Annotated in this window: 14 protein-coding genes; 6 read left to right on the forward strand and 8 right to left on the reverse strand. The window is 52.2% G+C overall.

All coding sequences use genetic code 11. The annotated features are described in order from the left end of the window. Window position 1 precedes the first annotated feature (1 nt). Complete coding sequence (glsB, locus tag RAC60_RS20875) at window positions 2-922, reverse strand: glutaminase B (protein WP_006122057.1); 921 nt, start codon at window positions 920-922, stop codon at window positions 2-4. 22 nt (window positions 923-944) lie between these two features. Between glsB and RAC60_RS20880 the strand changes: the two genes are divergently transcribed. Together RAC60_RS20880 and clcA are read left to right on the forward strand one after the other, a co-directional pair. Beyond that, window positions 945-1,094: a hypothetical protein gene (locus RAC60_RS20880; protein WP_155489655.1), complete on the forward strand. Its 150-nt coding sequence runs from the start codon at window positions 945-947 to the stop codon at window positions 1,092-1,094. Window positions 1,095-1,177: 83 nt separating this feature from the next. After that, on the forward strand, window positions 1,178-2,572 hold the full coding sequence (clcA, locus tag RAC60_RS20885; RefSeq protein ID WP_033742298.1) for a H(+)/Cl(-) exchange transporter ClcA: 1,395 nt from the start codon (window positions 1,178-1,180) through the stop codon (window positions 2,570-2,572). Between the two features lie 172 nt (window positions 2,573-2,744). Here the strand turns inward: clcA and RAC60_RS20890 are convergent, their stop codons facing one another. Next, window positions 2,745-2,918 carry a GhoT/OrtT family toxin gene (locus RAC60_RS20890; RefSeq protein WP_006122059.1) on the reverse strand — a complete coding sequence of 58 codons (174 nt, stop codon included), beginning with the start codon at window positions 2,916-2,918 and terminating at the stop codon, window positions 2,745-2,747. Between the two features lie 342 nt (window positions 2,919-3,260). Here RAC60_RS20890 and RAC60_RS20895 point away from each other — a divergent pair, with 342 nt between their 5' ends. Then, a complete protein-coding gene (locus RAC60_RS20895) occupies window positions 3,261-3,797 on the forward strand; it encodes a YbhB/YbcL family Raf kinase inhibitor-like protein (protein WP_054687876.1) in 537 nt (178 codons plus the stop codon). 58 nt (window positions 3,798-3,855) lie between these two features. Here RAC60_RS20895 and proP read toward each other — a convergent pair whose 3' ends face one another. The 4 genes from proP to RAC60_RS20915 form a co-directional block, all read right to left on the reverse strand. Further along, window positions 3,856-5,331 (reverse strand): glycine betaine/L-proline transporter ProP, encoded by a 1,476-nt coding sequence (gene proP / locus RAC60_RS20900; protein ID WP_375094251.1) that lies wholly within the window; start codon window positions 5,329-5,331, stop codon window positions 3,856-3,858. A gap of 332 nt (window positions 5,332-5,663) precedes the next feature. After that, complete coding sequence (locus RAC60_RS20905; RefSeq protein ID WP_039339306.1) at window positions 5,664-6,866, reverse strand: MFS transporter; 1,203 nt, start codon at window positions 6,864-6,866, stop codon at window positions 5,664-5,666. Between the two features lie 218 nt (window positions 6,867-7,084). After that, on the reverse strand, window positions 7,085-7,909 hold the full coding sequence (locus tag RAC60_RS20910) for a CDP-diacylglycerol diphosphatase (protein WP_058702475.1): 825 nt from the start codon (window positions 7,907-7,909) through the stop codon (window positions 7,085-7,087). A gap of 245 nt (window positions 7,910-8,154) precedes the next feature. After that, a complete protein-coding gene (locus RAC60_RS20915) occupies window positions 8,155-9,057 on the reverse strand; it encodes a LysR family transcriptional regulator (RefSeq protein ID WP_006122064.1) in 903 nt (300 codons plus the stop codon). Between the two features lie 99 nt (window positions 9,058-9,156). Here RAC60_RS20915 and RAC60_RS20920 point away from each other — a divergent pair, with 99 nt between their 5' ends. Together RAC60_RS20920 and RAC60_RS20925 are read left to right on the forward strand one after the other, a co-directional pair. Then, window positions 9,157-10,224, forward strand: coding sequence for an SDR family oxidoreductase (locus RAC60_RS20920; RefSeq protein WP_058702474.1), 1,068 nt, complete (start codon window positions 9,157-9,159; stop codon window positions 10,222-10,224). Window positions 10,225-10,313: 89 nt separating this feature from the next. After that, on the forward strand, window positions 10,314-10,967 hold the full coding sequence (locus RAC60_RS20925; RefSeq protein WP_006122066.1) for an SDR family oxidoreductase: 654 nt from the start codon (window positions 10,314-10,316) through the stop codon (window positions 10,965-10,967). Window positions 10,968-11,012: 45 nt separating this feature from the next. On the opposite strand, the gene fumA is transcribed toward RAC60_RS20925, so the two are convergent. Both fumA and RAC60_RS20935 read right to left on the reverse strand, forming a co-directional pair. After that, the gene (gene fumA, locus RAC60_RS20930; RefSeq protein ID WP_058702473.1) at window positions 11,013-12,659 is read right to left on the reverse strand and encodes a class I fumarate hydratase FumA; all 1,647 of its coding nucleotides are present in this window, start codon (window positions 12,657-12,659) and stop codon (window positions 11,013-11,015) included. Window positions 12,660-12,816: 157 nt separating this feature from the next. Beyond that, on the reverse strand, window positions 12,817-14,328 hold the full coding sequence (locus RAC60_RS20935; RefSeq protein ID WP_039339314.1) for a DASS family sodium-coupled anion symporter: 1,512 nt from the start codon (window positions 14,326-14,328) through the stop codon (window positions 12,817-12,819). Between the two features lie 585 nt (window positions 14,329-14,913). On the opposite strand from RAC60_RS20935, the gene RAC60_RS20940 reads away from it, so the two are divergent. Next, window positions 14,914-17,691, forward strand: a complete 2,778-nt coding sequence (locus tag RAC60_RS20940) for a flavocytochrome c (protein ID WP_375094253.1) — start codon at window positions 14,914-14,916, stop codon at window positions 17,689-17,691. Window positions 17,692-17,697 lie beyond the last annotated feature (6 nt).

The raw sequence follows: 17,697 nt of genomic DNA on the forward strand, positions 1-17,697 counted from the left end.
GTCAGAATATTGAGCGGCCCAGCCTGTCAGTCAGGCACTCCAGCGCGGCAGTACCTGCCAGCGAGTTGCCTGCACTGTCCAGCCCGGGTGACCATACCGCTATACTCATTTCGCCCGGGACCACGGCAATAATACCGCCACCTACGCCCGATTTTGCGGGCATGCCGACACGCCAGGCAAATTCACCCGCCCCATCGTACATGCCACTGGTGATCATCAAGGCATTGATTTGCCGGGCCTGACGGGAGGTGATGAGCGCCGAGCCGTCAAGCGTTTTTCCCTGGTTTGCCAGGTAAATAAAACTGCGGGCCAGTTCAATACAGTTCATGGACAATGAGCAGTAGTGAAAGTAGGTCTGCATCACGTTGGTCACGTCATTGTCAAAATTGCCAAATGACTTCATTAACCAGGCGATAGCCGCGTTGCGGGCTGAGTGTTCAAACTCTGAACGCGCGACATGACGATCGTACTGAATATCAGGTTGCTGGCTCAGTTGACGGATAATCTCAAGCATACGCTGGCGCGGTGCTGTAAGACGCGTTTCAAGCAAATCACAGATCACCAGCGCGCCGGCGTTAATAAAAGGATTACGCGGTTTTCCCTGCTCAAGTTCAAGCTGAACCAGTGAATTGAACGGCTGACCTGAGGGCTCTTTACCCACGCGTTGCCAGATCTCCGCATCCTCATAGCGCGTCAGTGCAACAGTTAAGGAGAGGACTTTAGAAATCGACTGGATGGAAAAGCGCGTTTCAGCATCACCCGCCTGAAAGACTGTGCCGTCACGCAAACAGACGGCAATTCCTAAATGATCGGCAGCCACGTCGGCCAGTGCCGGAATATAATCGGCTACCTTACCGCGATGAATTAAGGGACGAACCTGTTCAAGAACCTCTTCCAGCAAGGCATTACTCAGCGTGGTCACACGTTTCACTCCAGAATAAGCGATGATGGCGCAGGATGATGAGCGCCCTTCAGGCGCAAATCAATGGTTTATGGATAAAATTGCCGTGCACATCCTGAAATCATGTTCTTCGCGTGTAGCGAGCGGCAGAACAGCAGGCGTTGCTGGCGTAGTAAAATCCAGAGATAAATAAAAGCGAGGAATAATGCTGCAAATACGCTAACCTCTCGATTTAATTTGGGTCGTCAGTTTTCAGCAGGATATTTGAGGTCAGGCATGCGCGCTTCTGTTTCAAACCGACACGGGATTTTTCGGCCTCGTCGGCTTCGTCTGTTGCAATATATTATACGTCGAGACAAAACACCGGCCGCGTTGCTGCTGATGGCCGCGCTGGTGGGTGTGCTGACTGGCCTGACCGCGGTGGCGTTTGATAAAGCCGTTGGCTGGGTGATTCATTCGCGGGTCAACTGGCTGAGCCAGCATGAAAATAATGTCTTTCTTCTTGGCTGCTATGCTTTTATTTTTTCCGCCGTGCTGGCCGCGACAGGCTATTTTCTTGTCAGGCGCTTTGCGCCGGAAGCAGGCGGTTCGGGCATTCCTGAAATCGAAGGTGCGCTGGAAGAACTGAGGCCGGTGCGCTGGTGGCGCGTGTTGCCGGTTAAATTCTTTGGCGGACTTGGCGCAATTGGTTCTGGCATGGTGCTGGGTCGTGAAGGCCCGACGGTTCAGATTGGTGGTAACATCGGGCGTATGTGCCTCGATATCTTTCGCATGCGCTCCTCTGAATCCCGCCACACTATTTTGGCTACCGGGGCCGCATCAGGTCTGGCCGCAGCCTTTAATGCACCGCTGGCGGGCATTCTGTTTATCATTGAAGAAATGCGCCTGCAGTTCCGCTTTAGCCTTATCTCCATTAAAGCCGTGTTTGTGGGCGTCAGTACGTCAAGCATCGTTTTTCTTGCGCTGAACGGTAATCAGCCCATTATCAATATTGGTCAGTTAAAAGACGCTCCGATCCAGACGCTCTGGTTATATTTACTGCTGGGGATTTTATTTGGCGGTTGTGGCGTCGCTTTTAATCGCCTGATATTTACCCTTCAGGATCTGTTTCAAAGGCTGCATCAGGGACGGACATCACGCTGGGTCCTGGGTGGGGCGTTATTGGGCGGCTTATGTGGCTTACTGGGGCTGATATTGCCCCAGGGCGTAACCGGCGGGATTACGCTCATCCCCGACTTTACCGCAGGAAACTATACGTCGATTGCCTTACTGTCCTTATTTTTATTGCGGGCGGTCGTCACGCTACTGTGTTTTGCCTCTGGCGCCCCAGGGGGCATTTTCGCCCCCATGCTGACGCTGGGCACCTTACTGGGTACCTGCGTGGGGCAACTGTGCGTTAACCTGTTCCCAGCCTATCATCTTGAAGCCGCGACGTTTGCCGTAGCAGGCATGGGCGCCTTGTTTGCCGCTTCTGTTCGGGCACCGCTCACCGGAATTATTCTGGTACTGGAGATGACCAACAATTATCAGTTGATCCTGCCGATGATTATTACCTGTCTCGGTGCGACACTCTCTGCACAGTATTTCGGCGGTACACCGCTGTATTCAACGATACTGGCACGTACGCTGGCAAAACAACAACCTCAGGAGGAGGGGGCAACGGCGCGGTAAAAGCATCCCGATTACGGCAGGCAGGGCGCGCGCCATCTGTAAAAGGATGGCGTCCGTATGTAAAGCAGACTGCGCGGAACAGGTGCGATATCACGCAGGCTTGTGCAGGGAAACGTCTGGCAGAGAGAAAAGCGATCAGGAAAAGCCAGCCGGCACGGGCAGGAGAAAGGCCTTAAAACAACGCGAACATAAGGGCGACGGGGAAACTCATCGGCCAGGTTGCACCCACCAGAAAGGCACTCAGTAATTTAATGCTGAGTTTGTCGCGGGCGATAAAAAACGTAATGAGCGCGGCAACAAAAGCAACCACGCCGTAGAAAACCAACATGTGTTGATAAAGTGTCATTTGAGCCCTTATCCCTGATTCATGATTTGTTACGATCATGCGGTTTTTTGTGACTTAGATCAAGTATCAGACCTTTTGTGTAAATAAAAAAACAATGCCTTTCTAAGAAGGTAAACCGTAGAGCAGACAAGGTGAGCTGGCGATTTCATGCTGAAATCGTCGAAAGTTCAGGCGATTATGTAACAGCATGCTCGCGCTTACCGTAAGCCTTCAGGCTAATGACAGCCCTCGCTTTCATAGCGCCTCATGCTTCTGCACAGCCAGGCTTTGCGACATATACTGTTTACGGCAACGTGCCTCACGCTTACCTCCTCTCAATACGGTTTCGCACAGGAGTACCCGGTGAATAAACTGATTTCTCTGCTATTAATTTGTTTGAGTCCTGCGGCATTGGCTTTGACGCTGCAGTCAAAAGATTTTAGTGATAATGGCGTGCTGGATAAGAAGTTCGCGGGCGCAGATAAAAGTAAGCCAGCCTGTACCGGGCAGAATGTTTCTCCTGAACTCAACTGGTCCGAAACACCGGCGGGAACAAAAAGCTTTGCCTTGCTGATGACCGATCCTGTTGGCGCAAAAGGGCTCGGGGTTACGCATATGGTGGCATACAACATTGCCGCTGAACGCAGCGCATTTGCTCAGGGCGAACTGACGCAGGGGAAAGGCTATACCGGCGGTAAGAATTCACCGGGTACGGCGCACTATTATGGTCCTTGTCCCCCTGTGGGATCTGGGCTTCATCACTACAACTTTGTGCTTATTGCCACAGACCTGCCGCCGTCTGCGCTCAAAGCCGGTTTAACGCATGATCAACTGCTGAGTAAACTTAAAGGGCATGCGCTGGCTGCTGCAAGCACCGTCGCCCGTTTCGGCAATGACTAACGTGCTATGCGATCAAAAAAACACCCTGCATGTGCAGGGTGTTTTTCGTTAGTTTGCTTTATTTCGCGTCGGCTGGTGAGGGTGGCACTGGTTCTGCGCTTTTATCCAGTTTTCTAATCAGGCTATGCGCTTCAGCTTCGGTTGCCACAGCGGGGGATGAACCGCTTAACGGCTTACGGGCGGTTTCCCTGACCGTCAGAATCGTCAGTAATCCAATCACACCCGCCACCATCATATAGTACGCTGGCATCATGGTATTCTGCGTGGTATCGACCAGCCATGCTGTCAGTAACGGGGTTGTCCCGCCAAACAACGATACAGACAGATTAAAGCCGATGGCGAGCGCACTGTAACGAATATCCGTGGTAAACAGTGCCGGTAATGTCGAGGGCATTGTGCCGCTGAAGCAGGTATGGAGCACGCCCAGAATCAACAGTCCCGCAAAGACGGCCCACATATTATGTGTCCCGATCAACATAAAGCAGGGGATGGAGAGCAAAATCAGCCCTACCGCACCGAAACCAATCACCGGGCGGCGCCCAATGCGATCGGTCCAGCGGCCCCACATCAGCGTGAGCGGCATCATCACAAACATGACAACCATGACCAGTAACAGACCGCTCAGTTCAGGTAAACCCAGCACGCCGGTCAGATAGCTGGGCATATACGACGTCAGCATATAGTTCGACACGTTAAATAACAGGACCAGGCCGATACATTTCATCATCGGGACACGATGCTTACTTAGCATCTTAAACAGGCTCAGGCGCGGTTTGCTTTGCTCCAGTTCCTCCTGCTTTTGCATATGCTGTTTGAAGGCCGGCGTTTCTTCCAGTTTCAGACGCACATACAGGCCGAACAAGCCCAACGGTGCGGCGATAAAAAAGGGCACGCGCCAGCCCCACGACATCATCGCCTCGGACGAGATTACCGAAGTCATGACCGTCACCAGACACGCGCCCAGCAGGTAACCGCCAAGCGTTCCAAACTCCAGGAAGCTGCCCATGAAACCGCGACGTTTGTCTGTGGAATATTCTGCGATGAAGGTGGCTGCACCGCCATATTCACCGCCCGTTGAGAACCCCTGCACCAGGCGGGCGACCAACAAGAGGATGGGGGCCATTATCCCGATAGAGGCATAAGAAGGGATAATGCCGATACAAAACGTGCCAATCGACATCATGATCATCGTTATCGCCAACACCTTCTGGCGTCCAATCCGATCGCCAAGTGGACCAAAGACCATCCCACCCAGTGGACGCACTAAAAAGGCGGCCGCAAAAGTACCAAAGGTGGCGATAAGCTGAATCGCGTTATTGGCATCGGGAAAGAAAACCTTACCGATGATCACCGCCAGATAGCTGTAAACCCCGAAGTCGAACCACTCCATGGCATTGCCTAATGCCGCGGCCCCTACTGCCCGCTTCAGCATCTCATTATCAATAACGGTAATATCATCAACAGTGAGTTTTTTTGGCCTTTTATTCCAGAAATGCTTTTTTGGCCTGGTTGACGATGAATGGTTAGTATCCATATTTTCCTCATACGACTTAAATGGGACGAACTATAGCTTTCGCAGCCAGTCAGCGAGGTTAACGGAAGAGAAGGAAGTGAAAGCTATAAGAGGCCAGTAACTTTAATGATAGAGCGTTCTTAACCGCAGCGTAGAAACATAGTCGATGAATGTCATTTTTTGCAAGTCTCTGGGAAAAAAGACTGTCTTATAAGTGAGATAGCAGAAAATGAGTTTTTACTTTTATTTACATTTTGCTATGTTTTCCAAAAGGCACTGAGAGTGACCCGGGAGCCCGTTAAAAGTGGTGCGCGAAGACTCTCTGCCAGCCAGGGCTGGCAGAGAAGGGCACATCAGGCAGGCTTCGCCTCGGGTGTCCGGCCCGAGAACCACCACAACATCAAGGCTACCAGGGCAATGCAGCCTAATGCGCTAAAGGCAATACTGTAAGAGTAACGGGCCACAATCAGGCCTGTCATGGCCGGGCTCATGGACGCCCCAACGCCCTGCATTAGCATTACCACACTCTGGCCAGCGTTCACGTGCCCACTGCCGCGCAACAGCGACACGATATAGCCCGGCACGGCGACGCCCAGTATCCCGGCCGCAATACCGTCCAGGATTTGTACGGGAACCACGAAAAAGGTCTCCGGAAATTCTGCTGCAATAACCGCGCGCAGTGGCATCATTAACAGTGCGGTCATGATTAAACGGCGATAGCCAATGTGATCGACACGTTTAGAGACAAAGATCGCGACAGGGATCATCACTAACTGGGAAATTACGACCGTTGCGGCAGCATACAGGCCGGGATCCACCGTATCAGGTCCGGTTGAGGAGGCCACACGCATGCTCAGCATGGGCAACAGCGCAGCGTTAGCCAGATGGAACAGCAGCAGCGTCAATCCGGCCACCAGCAACGCCGGTTTGCGCGCCAGTATCCACAGGCTGAGCGTAGGTTTATCCGACGATTTATCGTCCAGGCCGCGCGCCACATCATGGTCAATATCGTCTGCACGAATAGCCAGGGTGGCGATAGCCGCAAATACCGCCATGACCATCATCAGGATGAACACCGCACCCAGCCCCCATTTCCAGGCGGCAAAACCTGCAAGGACAGCCGCCAGCGTATTACCCGCATGGTTATAGGCTTCGTTTCGTCCCATCTGACGGTTGAACCCTTTTTGCCCGGTCAGGCCCAGCGTTATACCTGCCACCGTCGGACCGATGAAGGCGGCAGCGATGCCCGCGACGATTTGCGAAATAATCGCCGTCCATGACTGATTGCTGTACCAGAGCAGTAAGGTAGCGACCGTAATCACGACACAACCCGCCAGGATAATAAAGCGTTTGTAACGTGTGGCGTCGGCAACCACACCCGCCGGTAACGTTGAGAGCAGTCCGGCGATACCGCCTGAGGTCATCACCAGGCCTATTTCATCCGGGCTCCAGTGGCGTTCTGTCAAAAAAATGCCTAAAAAGGGCCCAAGGCCGTCTCTGACGTCGGCCAGAAAAAAACTCATCAGGCACAGCGCCTGAAGTGACCGTTGTGACATGTGCTTTTCCCTGTAGCTGATAAGAAGGTGTGGGTAACGACCACATTTCAATGCGTAACGCAATGCATCATGGCAGTAAAAATACTCAGTAACATAACGTTAAAGTTACAAAATGAAAAAATTCACGTTTTGTGTAATTTAGTCTAATGACTGGCTGACTGTGTGAGGGGCTCTGAGGCTGCCAGCGGTCAGGCTTTATGCCATAGCGTGCCATCCCCTTATTGATGCGGCACTGTCTTCATCGTTGCCACTGGGGAGGCCTGCGGAGGGAGCAGTGTTGGGTCGTGCAGAATTTCACAATTTTTATCCAGAAGCGATTCGACGGATGCCCGGTTCCCTTTATCCCAGCCTCGTCGCGTCACCAGCAGGATAAAGCCGTTTTTTCCTGAAAACGTGGCAGGAACAACGGCAATCCCGTATTCCGCCAACTGAGTCGGAGACAGATGAAAATCGCGGGCAACGGATGCAACAGGATAAATGCCCATCACACTGGGCTGCAGGACGCGTCGCGCATAATAAGTGTGCGTTAACAATTTGTCTGGCAGGGGATGCCAGTCATCCAGAATATAAGGGCGTTCAGCCTGTAACTGGCGATAGACATCTTCCCGCAGGCAGGTGAGATGAATATGCAGTTGATTCTGGCTGCGCCCCCAGGCGGAATTGACAGCCATGCCCAGCCTGTCTTCCGGCACAGTTCCGCCATACGCCGCCATTACGCGATAACGCATCAGCCACGCATAACCGAAATAGTCTGTGCGGGTCGTATACGACAATAAGGGGCTTTCGATACCAGATAACAAAAGTGTGGGCACCAGAATAAAATGATACGGATAACGTGGATTTTGAATAACGCTGAAGCCCTGCTGTTCCCCTTTTGCAAGATAGACTTGCTGGCAGGGGGCAGGATAGCCAGTGTACGCGTAGTTCACCCTGCAAACGTCGTTCGTCACCATCCACAACACATCCTGGCGCGCACAGCCTGACAGCGCAAAAGCTATCCCTGCCAGAATACACAGACGGCACAGAAGGGGCAGGAGAGCCATCAGACTGCCGCCGGTGTTAACGTGCCGCGTGGCGCCGTGCTATGTGCATAATCCGAAGTGTTCGCGTTCTGAAATGCCATACCTTATTTGTCCTTACAGGCTTATCCGTTCCACCGGCTACACAATAAATTAGCGCCACGCCACAATAAAGGCCACAGCGTGTGTGACAGAAGATCATCCCGCGCGTGTTTCTGCGCTGGCCGTGCCGAACGCCCATCGGCCGCAGAGGTGAGATCTTTGATCACTTAGCGAATCACCAGCTGTGTCAGTGCGGATAACAAGGCATCTACCTTCGGCAGCAGTTGCTTACGGCGTGGCCAGATGACGCTCAGGGCCAGACCATCAGGCTGTAATTGTGGCAGGATAATCTCCAGTTCGCCTTTAGCTACGGCACTGTTTACCAGCCAGGAGGGCATTTGCGCTATGCCAAGTCCGGCTATGACCGCCTGGAGTTGCGCATCTACATCACCCAATGCCATCCGAAACGGCATATCTCGCCACTGGACATGTCCTTCTTCACGGGGGAATAACCAGGGTTTGGGCGTGTTATCCGCGCGTTCGTAAAGAATGGCCCGATGTTGCATCAGCGCCTGTTCGTCCTGTGGCCGGCCTTCGCGATCCAGCCAGGCTGGCGATGCACAAAACACCATTCTCTCTCGTCCCAGGTAGCGACTACCCATTGAGGCTGGTAAATCGGCGGATCCGCCAATCCTGACCGCGACATCAATACCTTCGTCGAAGAGATCAATAAAACGATCTGAAAAGCTCACTCTGAGCTCAAGCTCGGGATGCTGCTGGCAAAACGGAATCAGCAACGGCATCACATTCAGGCGACCATACGTATGCGGCACAGCGAGTCGCAGGCGTCCTGACGGAATAATACGTTGTGCTGCCAGAACTGACTCAGCTTCAGCAAGCTCCTCCATGATGCGTATGCAGGTTTGGTAATAGGCGTTACCGGCATCGGTGAGCTGCAGCCTGCGTGTTGTGCGCTCCAGCAGGCGCGAGCCCAGCCGCGCTTCCAGCCGACTGACGCTTTTACTGACGGCGGAGCCGGTGACATGCAGACGTGCTGCCGCAGCAGTAAAACTGCCGCTTTCAACACTGGCAACAAAGGGAACAATATCCTTAAGACGTTGATCGTGCATGATTGATGAACTCAGGTTGAGAATGCTGTGAATAATTACCAATAATAGGAATTAAATTCTCTATTATGCTTAGCATTACGCAAAACGAGGAGAATTAACATGCAAAAACAGGCTTTGATTGTCGGAATCAGCGGGGTTATCGGACGAGCGCTGGCTGAAAGGTTAATGAAAGACGGATGGCAGGTCAGCGGATTATCCCGCGGTCGCGGCGCTGTTCCGCAAGGCTGCCACAGTCTGACGGCCGATTTGACCGATCCCGATGCGGTGCGCGCTACCCTGAAAGATACGAAACCCGATGCGGTATTCTTCAGCGTGTGGGCGCGTCAGGACACCGAAAAAGAGAATATCCGCGTCAATGGCGGGATGATCCGTAATGTCATTGAGGCACTCGGCGAGCGCTTACAGGGGGCGCATGTTGCCCTTGTCACCGGACTGAAGCACTATCTGGGGCCGTTCGAGGCTTACGGTAAAGGTGCGGTGCCGGTTACGCCTTTCCGTGAAGAACAAGGTCGTCAGCCCGTTGATAACTTTTATTACGCGCAGGAAGATGAGGTTTTTGCAGGCGCTGACAAGTACGACTACCGCTGGAGTGTCCATCGTCCCCATACCATTATTGGCTATGCGCTCGGCAATGCCATGAACATGGGGCAGACGCTGGCCGTTTACGCGACCTTGTGTAAAGAAAAAGGCTGGCCGTTTATCTTCCCGGGCTCACCTGAACAGTGGAACGGCGTTGTGGATATGACCGATGCGGACCTCCTGGCTGAACAACTTGAGTGGGCGGCAACCAGTCCAGACGCGGCCAATCAGGATTTTAACGCTGTCAATGGTGATGTGTTCCGCTGGAACTGGATGTGGCCGAAACTGGCTGAATATTTTGGTATTGAAGCCGCTGCTTATCCGGCAAAAATGATGCCGCTCGATGGCCGTATGCAGGACGCTGCCAGCGTATGGCAGGCCATTGCCGGGCGCGAAAACCTGCGCGAGAGCGACGTCACCCGACTGGCGTCATGGTGGCACACTGACGCCGATCTGGGCCGTCCAATGGAAGCCTTTACCGATATGAGTAAAAGCCGTAAAGCGGGGTTTACCGGCTACCGCAGCACGCTGGATTCATTCATCCAGCTGTTCGATAAGCTGAAGCAGGAAAAAATCATCCCGCAGTAACGGGATTCGGCCCTGTCAGCGGAAGGCCATCGTCGCTGCGCTAAGGGTTATACTTGTAGTCTGACTGACGTGAAATAAGGACCAGGACGATGGCAACGTGTTTTATCATTGGCGCGGCGGGAAAAGTAGGTACCCACCTGACGAAACAGCTTTGCGCCAGACAGCATGCGGTCTCGGCGCTGCACCGTAAACCGGAGCAGGCCGAAGCCATCACCGTTGTGGGCGCGACACCGATCATGGGCGATCTTCAGAAACTCAGCGTTGAGACGCTGGCGCAGAAAATGACCGGTCATGAGGTGGTGATTTTCAGCGCAGGGGCGGGTGGTGCTGGCATTGAACTCACCAATGCTATTGATGGTCAGGGTCTGGCGCTGGCGGTTGCTGCAGCAGAGAAGGCGGGGGTTAACCGTTTTTTGCTGGTGTCGGTTTTTCCGGATGCGGCGCGGGGCGAAAAAACGTCTGAAGGCTTCGAGAACTACATGCATGTGAAGCGGCTGGCGGATGTTCGCCTGGTGGAAAGTCAGCTTGACTGGGTAATCCTGCGTCCCGGGACGTTAACGGATACGGCGGGCAGTGGCACCGTACGAGCCGGTTACGCCATCCCCTACGGAGCGGTTCCACGTGAAGACGTTGCCGCCACGCTGGTGGCGCTCGTTGAAACACCGCAACTGAATCACAAAATCATTGAACTGACCGCAGGTGATGAAAGCATCAGTCACGCTCTGCAACGTTTGCAGCGCTAAAAAAAAACGGCCCCTGTCAGGGGGCCGTTTTCTGTTACTGCCAGCTTATTTTACACAGCGCGAGCAGTGTTCACGTTCGATATGCTGGAAAAAGTCATTTCCTTTGTCATCGACCAGAATGAAGGCCGGGAAATTTTCTACTTCGATTTTCCAGATTGCTTCCATTCCTAACTCAGCGTATTCCACACACTCCAGGCTCTTGATGCTCTGTTGCGCCAGAACTGCCGCGGGTCCGCCAATACTGCCCAGGTAAAACCCGCCGTGTTTATGACAGGCATCAGTAACCTGCTGGCTGCGGTTGCCTTTTGCCAGCATCACTTTGCTGCCGCCATTTGCCTGCAGAAGGTCAACATAGGAATCCATGCGGCCTGCTGTTGTCGGGCCCAGTGAACCCGATGCATAGCCTTCAGGCGTTTTTGCCGGTCCGGCATAGTATACCGGGTGATCCTTGATGTACTGCGGCAGGCCTTCGCCGTTATCAATACGTTCTTTCAATTTCGCATGCGCAATATCGCGGGCCACGATAATGGTGCCGGTCAGGGACAGACGGGTGGACACCGGATACTCAGAAAGCTGTGCAAGAATCTCATTCATTGGGCGATTCAGGTCAATATGCACCACCTCGCCCTCACCCTGTTTGCGCAGCGCTTCAGGAATATAGCGTCCAGGATTGGCTTCCAGCTTCTCAATCCAGATACCGTCGCGGTTGATTTTGGCTTTGATATTGCGGTCAGCGGAGCAGGAGACGCCCATACCGACGGGGCAGGATGCGCCGTGGCGTGGCAGACGGATAACGCGGATATCGTGGGCGAAATATTTTCCGCCAAACTGTGCGCCCAGCCCTAACTGCTGTGCGGCTTCCAGTAATTCCTGTTCCAGCTGAACATCGCGGAATGCCTGGCCATGCTCGTTGCCTTCTGTTGGCAAGCCATCGTAGTAGTGCGTTGACGCCAGCTTCACGGTTTTCAGCGTGCTTTCAGCAGAGGTACCGCCAATGACAAAGGCGATATGGTAAGGCGGACAGGCGGCGGTGCCCAGGGTGCGCATTTTATCGACAAGATAATTCTTCAGCTTACCCGGGCTGAGCAGGGCTTTGGTTTCCTGGTACAGATAGGTTTTGTTGGCTGAACCGCCCCCTTTGGCGATGCAGAGAAATTTGTATTCGTCACCATCCACGCTGTAGAGATCGATCTGGGCGGGCAGGTTAGTCCCGGTGTTGACCTCTTTATACATGTCCAGCGCCGCGTTCTGTGAGTAACGCAGATTGTCTTCGATATAGGTATTGTAAATCCCCTTTGACAGGGCGGCCTCATCACCTCCACCTGTCCACACGCGCTGACCTTTTTTCCCCATAATGATGGCTGTACCGGTGTCCTGGCAGGTTGGCAGCACACCTTTGGCCGCGATTTCTGAATTGCGCAGGAACTGGAGTGCCACATACTTGTCGTTATCGCTGGCTTCAGGATCGTCAAGAATAGAGGCCACCTGCTGCTGGTGGGCCGGGCGCAACATAAAGGAAGCATCATGAAAAGCCTGTTGCGCGAGTAAGGTTAACGCCTGAGGTTCTACTTTCAGCACCTCCTGCCCGTCAAATTCAGCAACGGAAACATAGTCAGGGGTGAGCAGGTAGTATTCGGTATCCTCGTGGGTAAGAGGGAAGGGGTTCTGATAATAAAAAGGTTTGTTCGACATGGTATCTCACTTAATGACGTGCTGGCTCCTTTTGAGACAGGCTGACAGGAGCAACATCACAGGCGAATTCGTTGTTTATTATGCTTGCCAGCCGTAAGCGCAGGCTGGCAAGTAATGGCATGTTATCGTATGACGCGCTGGATTGCACAGGGCGCGGTCAGAACATCCACACCATCCAGGGATAAGCAATCAGCATCATTGCAATCAGGAAGATAGCGCCGAAGATAGTTCCCAGTCGCCAGTAATCCTTAGTGGGTAAGTAGCCGCTGCCGTAATAAATAGGGCTTGGACCTGTACCGTAAGGTGTGATGATGCCCATCACGCCCAGAGAGGTACACAGCATCAGACAGAACACGGGCATATTGATGCCAGGAATCGAGGCGGCAATCGTCAACATGGCAGGCAGTAACGCCGTTGTGTGCGCGGTGGTACTGGCGAACAGGTAATGCAGCAGGAAAAAGGCAATTAACAACACGACCGCCGAGATCTGTGGATCATAGCCTTGCAGTAATATTCCTCCTTCTTTACCCAGCCAGGCGATAAAGCCCACTCTGGCCAGACCGTCAGCCAGGGCTACCAGCGTGGCAAACCAGGCAAAAGTATTCCAGGCCGCTTTGTTGCTGGTGATATCATTCCAGTTAAGCACACCAGTCCACAGCATCAGGATGATGACTAACAGTGCCGCCATGGCCGGTTCGATCCAGGCAGTAGCAAAAATCCACATCAACAGCGCACAGACCACAAACACCAGTAACAGGATTTCATTGCGGGTCAGTTTACCCAGTTTTTCAAGCTCTGCCATCGCCCAGCGTGGCACCTCATCATTCACTTTGACTTCAGGTGGATAGAACCAGTAAGCCAGCAGCGGCATGGTCAGAATCAGCAGCAGACCTAAAGGAATAAAGGCAAGAAACCACATTCCCCAGGAAATATCGAAGCCAATGACGCTTTTGACTAAAGCAAGAGCTAACAGATTCGGCGCCAGTGCAGACAGGAACATGGAGCTGGTAATACAGGCCGCCGTGATGGCAACCCACATTAAGTAGGATCCGATTTTGCGTGCGCTGGGATCGTTGGGTTTAGAGCCATACAGCGGTGGCAGGTTGGCGATAATCGGGTAGATGGTACCGCCACTGCGCGCGGTGTTAGACGGAGTAAAGGGTGCTAACAGCAGGTCAGCAAAAGTGATGGCATAACCTAATGTTAAGCTGCGGCGGCCCAGATATTTCACCAGAATCAGGGCCAGACGACGACCAAACTGCGTTTTATCGTAGCCAGCAGCAAACATGAATGCGCCAAAGATCAGCCACACGGTTGAATTACCAAAGCCGCTGACGGCCCATTTAAAGGACTCCGTTGCCAGTTTAAATGTCGGATTGGCCAGTTCTGTCGGACTAAACAGCAAAAACTGACTGAAGAGGGCGATGACTACGACGCCTGTCAGACCAATTACGGCACCGGGCAGCGGCTCAAAAATCAAGCCTACAATCACCCCAACAAAGATGGCGAAGAAATGCCATGCATAAGGTTCAAGACCGGACGGTACGGGGACGAGTAATAAAAGCACTGCGACGATGACAGGCAGGGCTAGCATCAGTGCTTTATTTTTTTTGCCCGCAGCTGCAGGGGCTGCTTTAGGGGGCTCTTTCATGTTTGAGAGTGTTTTCATAGTGTTTTTCTACGAGTTAAGGATAATACGATTAACGCCCCGGCGAATTCTTCAAGGCATTTTATTTATTCTACATTATAAGAATAACCCGTGGTGTTTTATATTCTTTTAACGTTTCTACTCGTGCGATGCAGAAAATTTAAGAAACCATGTGAATATGATGCGACTTCTGGAAAATAAAATTTTGATCTGGATCAAAAAAGTTAAATTGTATTTTTTATGTTTTAACAAATTAAACAATAATCAATGAGGAACAGGTGAGTAAGATAGCATTGAATACTTTTTGCAACCACATCAGGAAGAAAAAACACAGAACGTTAATTTTAAATTATTGTTTTTAGTGGGTTTATTTTACTGCTGTTTCACTATTGCTTTTTGGTAACTATTGATTAACAATAACCATACATCACGAAATCACTCCAATCAAACAAAAAGTCTAAAGATATTTAAAAGTTAAATAATTAAAATTATATCTTATGAAACTAAATTAACTGATATATTGGAAGCATGACATCGGACCACTTAAATTAAATTAAAAACGTCCAGAAAGAATTCCCGGTTTTTGATATTTTGGAGTTAATCGCAATGAATACACTCACCCCAATTCTTAATCCCCTCACTTTGCCGCGTGGTGCAGTTTTAAAAAATCGTCTGATCATGGCACCAATGACAACCTGTACCGGATTTTATGATGGTACGGTGACCAGCGAGTTGGTTGAATATTACCGTGCACGTGCGGGCAGTATCGGAACAGTGATTGTTGAGTGCTGCTTTATCGATCCAAAAGGTCCGGCTTTTCCGGGTGCGATCGCCATCGACAGCGACAACAAAATACCCGGCTTAAAACGCATCGCTGACGCCATCAAGGAAAAAGGATCCACCGCGATTCTTCAAATCTATCACGGCGGACGCATGGTTGAGCCTGAACTGATTGGCGGTAAAACCCCTGTCGCGCCCAGCGCAATTGCGGCACCCCGTGAAGGGGCAACGACGCCCCGCGCCTTAACGGCAGAAGAAGTGGATACCATGATCACCAAATTTGGTGATGCCGTTAACCGCGCCATCAAAGCGGGTTTCGATGGCGTAGAAATCCATGGCGCTAACACCTATCTTATTCAGCAATTCTACTCACCTAACTCAAATCAGCGTGAAGACAAATGGGGCGGCAGTCGTGATAACCGCGCCCGCTTCCCGCTGGAAGTGCTGGATATCACGCATAAGATGGCCGAGCGCTTTGCGCATAACTCGTTCATCATCGGTTATCGTTTTTCGCCTGAAGAACTCGAAGTGCCCGGCATCCGCTTTGACGACACAATGTACTTACTGGAGAAACTTGCAGCACGGGGCCTGGATTATGTGCACTTCTCTGTCGGGCAGTTGATGCGCCCATCCATCGTGGATACCACCGATCCTACACCGCTTATTGAGAAGTTTATTGCCATGCGGTCAGAAACCCTGGCGAAGGTCCCGGTAATAGGTGTCGGCGGCGTGGTTAACAAAGAGGATGCAGAAAAGGCACTGGAAAAAGGCTATGACCTGGTCGCCGTCGGTAAAGCCTGCATCGCTTATCCAGACTGGACTGACCGCATCATCAATAACGAGCACCTTGAACTCTATATCGACAGCAACAAACGTGAAGCTTTACTCATCCCCGAGCCTCTGTGGCGTTTCTCACTGGTTGACGCCATGATTCGTGACATGAGCGAAACCGGTCGTAAATACAAAGCGGGCGTTTATCAGGAGAAAGTTGAGGCTGAAGCACTGAAGCTGAAAATCAACGTTACGCTGGATACCGATCGTATTACCGATATTTCCCTGGTTCCTGATGACACGCTGGATGTGGACTTCACCACCACGTTTGAAAGTCTGCGTAATCGTATTCTGGTGGCAAACAGCCCACATGTTGACGCGATTACCGGTGCGACGACACAGAGTGAAGCGCTGAAAAAAGCGGTCTCACGCGCAATGACCACATCGAACAAAGCACACGTCATTGAAGAGGGCGGCAATCCCAACGCGCCACAGCAGTATGACGTTGTGGTTGTTGGCAGTGGTGGTGCAGGGCTGGCCGCCGCCATTCAGGCCCACGATGAAGGCGCTAAAGTGGTGGTCATTGAGAAGATGCCGACCATTGGCGGCAACACCATTAAAGCCTCTGTCGGGATGAACGCCGCAGAAACGTGTTTTCAGAAGCTGAAAGGGATTCAGGACAGCAAGGAGCTGTTTTATGAAGAAACCCTCAAAGGCGGTAAATTTAAAAATAATCCCGCGCTGTTGCGTGAGTTTGTTGACTTAGCGCCGGAAGCCATCGACTGGCTGGCAGATCACGGTATTGAGCTTAACGATATCACTATCACAGGCGGTATGAGTATCGACCGTACGCATCGCCCTGCAGACCGCTCCGCTGTCGGCGGCTTCCTGATTAGTGGTCTGGTGAAAAATATCAACAGCCGTAATATCGACGTGCTGCTTGAAACCGCAGTTGAAGAGATCCTGTTTGAAAATGGCGCGGTCAGCGGCGTGAAGGTGGTGGATGAATACAATGACAGCCGTATTCTGAACGCAAAAAGCGTGATTGTGGCGACAGGCGGTTTCAGTGCTAACCGGGAAATGGTGGTGAAATATCGCCCGGAACTGGATGGTTTTGTCACCACCAACCATAAAGGCGCTACCGGTGCAGGCATCGCAATGCTGCAAAAAATTGGGGCGGATACAGTCGATATGGGCGAGATTCAGATTCACCCGACCGTCGAGCAGACGACATCTTACCTGGTCTCAGAATCAATTCGCGGTGGCGGGGCGATCCTGGTCAGCCAGGCAGGCCAGCGCTTCTACAACGAAATGGAAACTCGCGATAAAGTTTCGGCACAGATTATTGCGCTGCCAGAAAAAAGTGCCTGGATTATCTTTGACGAGCAGGTCCGTATGAACAACAAGGCCGCTGATGAATATATTGCGAAAGGCTTTGTGATCAGCGCCCCGAGCGTAGCGGAGCTGGCGGTTAAGCTGAATATGGAACACCGTACGCTGGAAGAGACACTGCAACGCTACAACGGTTTTGTGATTAAACAGAAAGACGAGGATTTTGGCCGTCAAACCGCGCTGCGTCATCCGTTAAGCGAAGGGCCTTTCTATGCCATTCGCATCGCGCCCGGCGTCCATCACACAATGGGCGGCGTGACTATCAACACGGCGACTGCAGTACTGGACACCAATAAGCAGGTTATTAACGGTGCCTGGGCTTGTGGTGAGGTCGTCGGTGGTATCCACGGCGCAAACCGTATCGGTGGAAACGCGGTTGCCGATATCATCATCTTTGGTATTCTTGCTGGCGCAAACGCAGCGGCTTTTGCCAAACGCTAAGCCGTG

It is taken from the genome of Pantoea sp. BR_17, assembly GCF_041955125.1.
Taxonomy (GTDB): domain Bacteria; phylum Pseudomonadota; class Gammaproteobacteria; order Enterobacterales; family Enterobacteriaceae; genus Pantoea; species Pantoea stewartii.

Bases quoted from the DNA above. Each gene is read 5' to 3' on its own strand.
- RAC60_RS20925 (WP_006122066.1), top strand. From the start codon at position 10,314: ATGGCAACGTGTTTTATCATTGGCGCGGCGGGAAAAGTAGGTACCCAC.
- RAC60_RS20910 (WP_058702475.1), bottom strand. From the start codon at position 7,909: ATGGCTCTCCTGCCCCTTCTGTGCCGTCTGTGTATTCTGGCAGGGATA.
- RAC60_RS20890 (WP_006122059.1), bottom strand. From the start codon at position 2,918: ATGACACTTTATCAACACATGTTGGTTTTCTACGGCGTGGTTGCTTTT.
- clcA (WP_033742298.1), top strand. From the start codon at position 1,178: ATGCGCGCTTCTGTTTCAAACCGACACGGGATTTTTCGGCCTCGTCGG.
- RAC60_RS20940 (WP_375094253.1), top strand. From the start codon at position 14,914: ATGAATACACTCACCCCAATTCTTAATCCCCTCACTTTGCCGCGTGGT.
- RAC60_RS20905 (WP_039339306.1), bottom strand. From the start codon at position 6,866: ATGTCACAACGGTCACTTCAGGCGCTGTGCCTGATGAGTTTTTTTCTG.
- proP (WP_375094251.1), bottom strand. From the start codon at position 5,331: ATGGATACTAACCATTCATCGTCAACCAGGCCAAAAAAGCATTTCTGG.
- RAC60_RS20920 (WP_058702474.1), top strand. From the start codon at position 9,157: ATGCAAAAACAGGCTTTGATTGTCGGAATCAGCGGGGTTATCGGACGA.
- fumA (WP_058702473.1), bottom strand. From the start codon at position 12,659: ATGTCGAACAAACCTTTTTATTATCAGAACCCCTTCCCTCTTACCCAC.
- RAC60_RS20935 (WP_039339314.1), bottom strand. From the start codon at position 14,328: ATGAAAACACTCTCAAACATGAAAGAGCCCCCTAAAGCAGCCCCTGCA.
- RAC60_RS20915 (WP_006122064.1), bottom strand. From the start codon at position 9,057: ATGCACGATCAACGTCTTAAGGATATTGTTCCCTTTGTTGCCAGTGTT.
- RAC60_RS20880 (WP_155489655.1), top strand. From the start codon at position 945: ATGATGGCGCAGGATGATGAGCGCCCTTCAGGCGCAAATCAATGGTTT.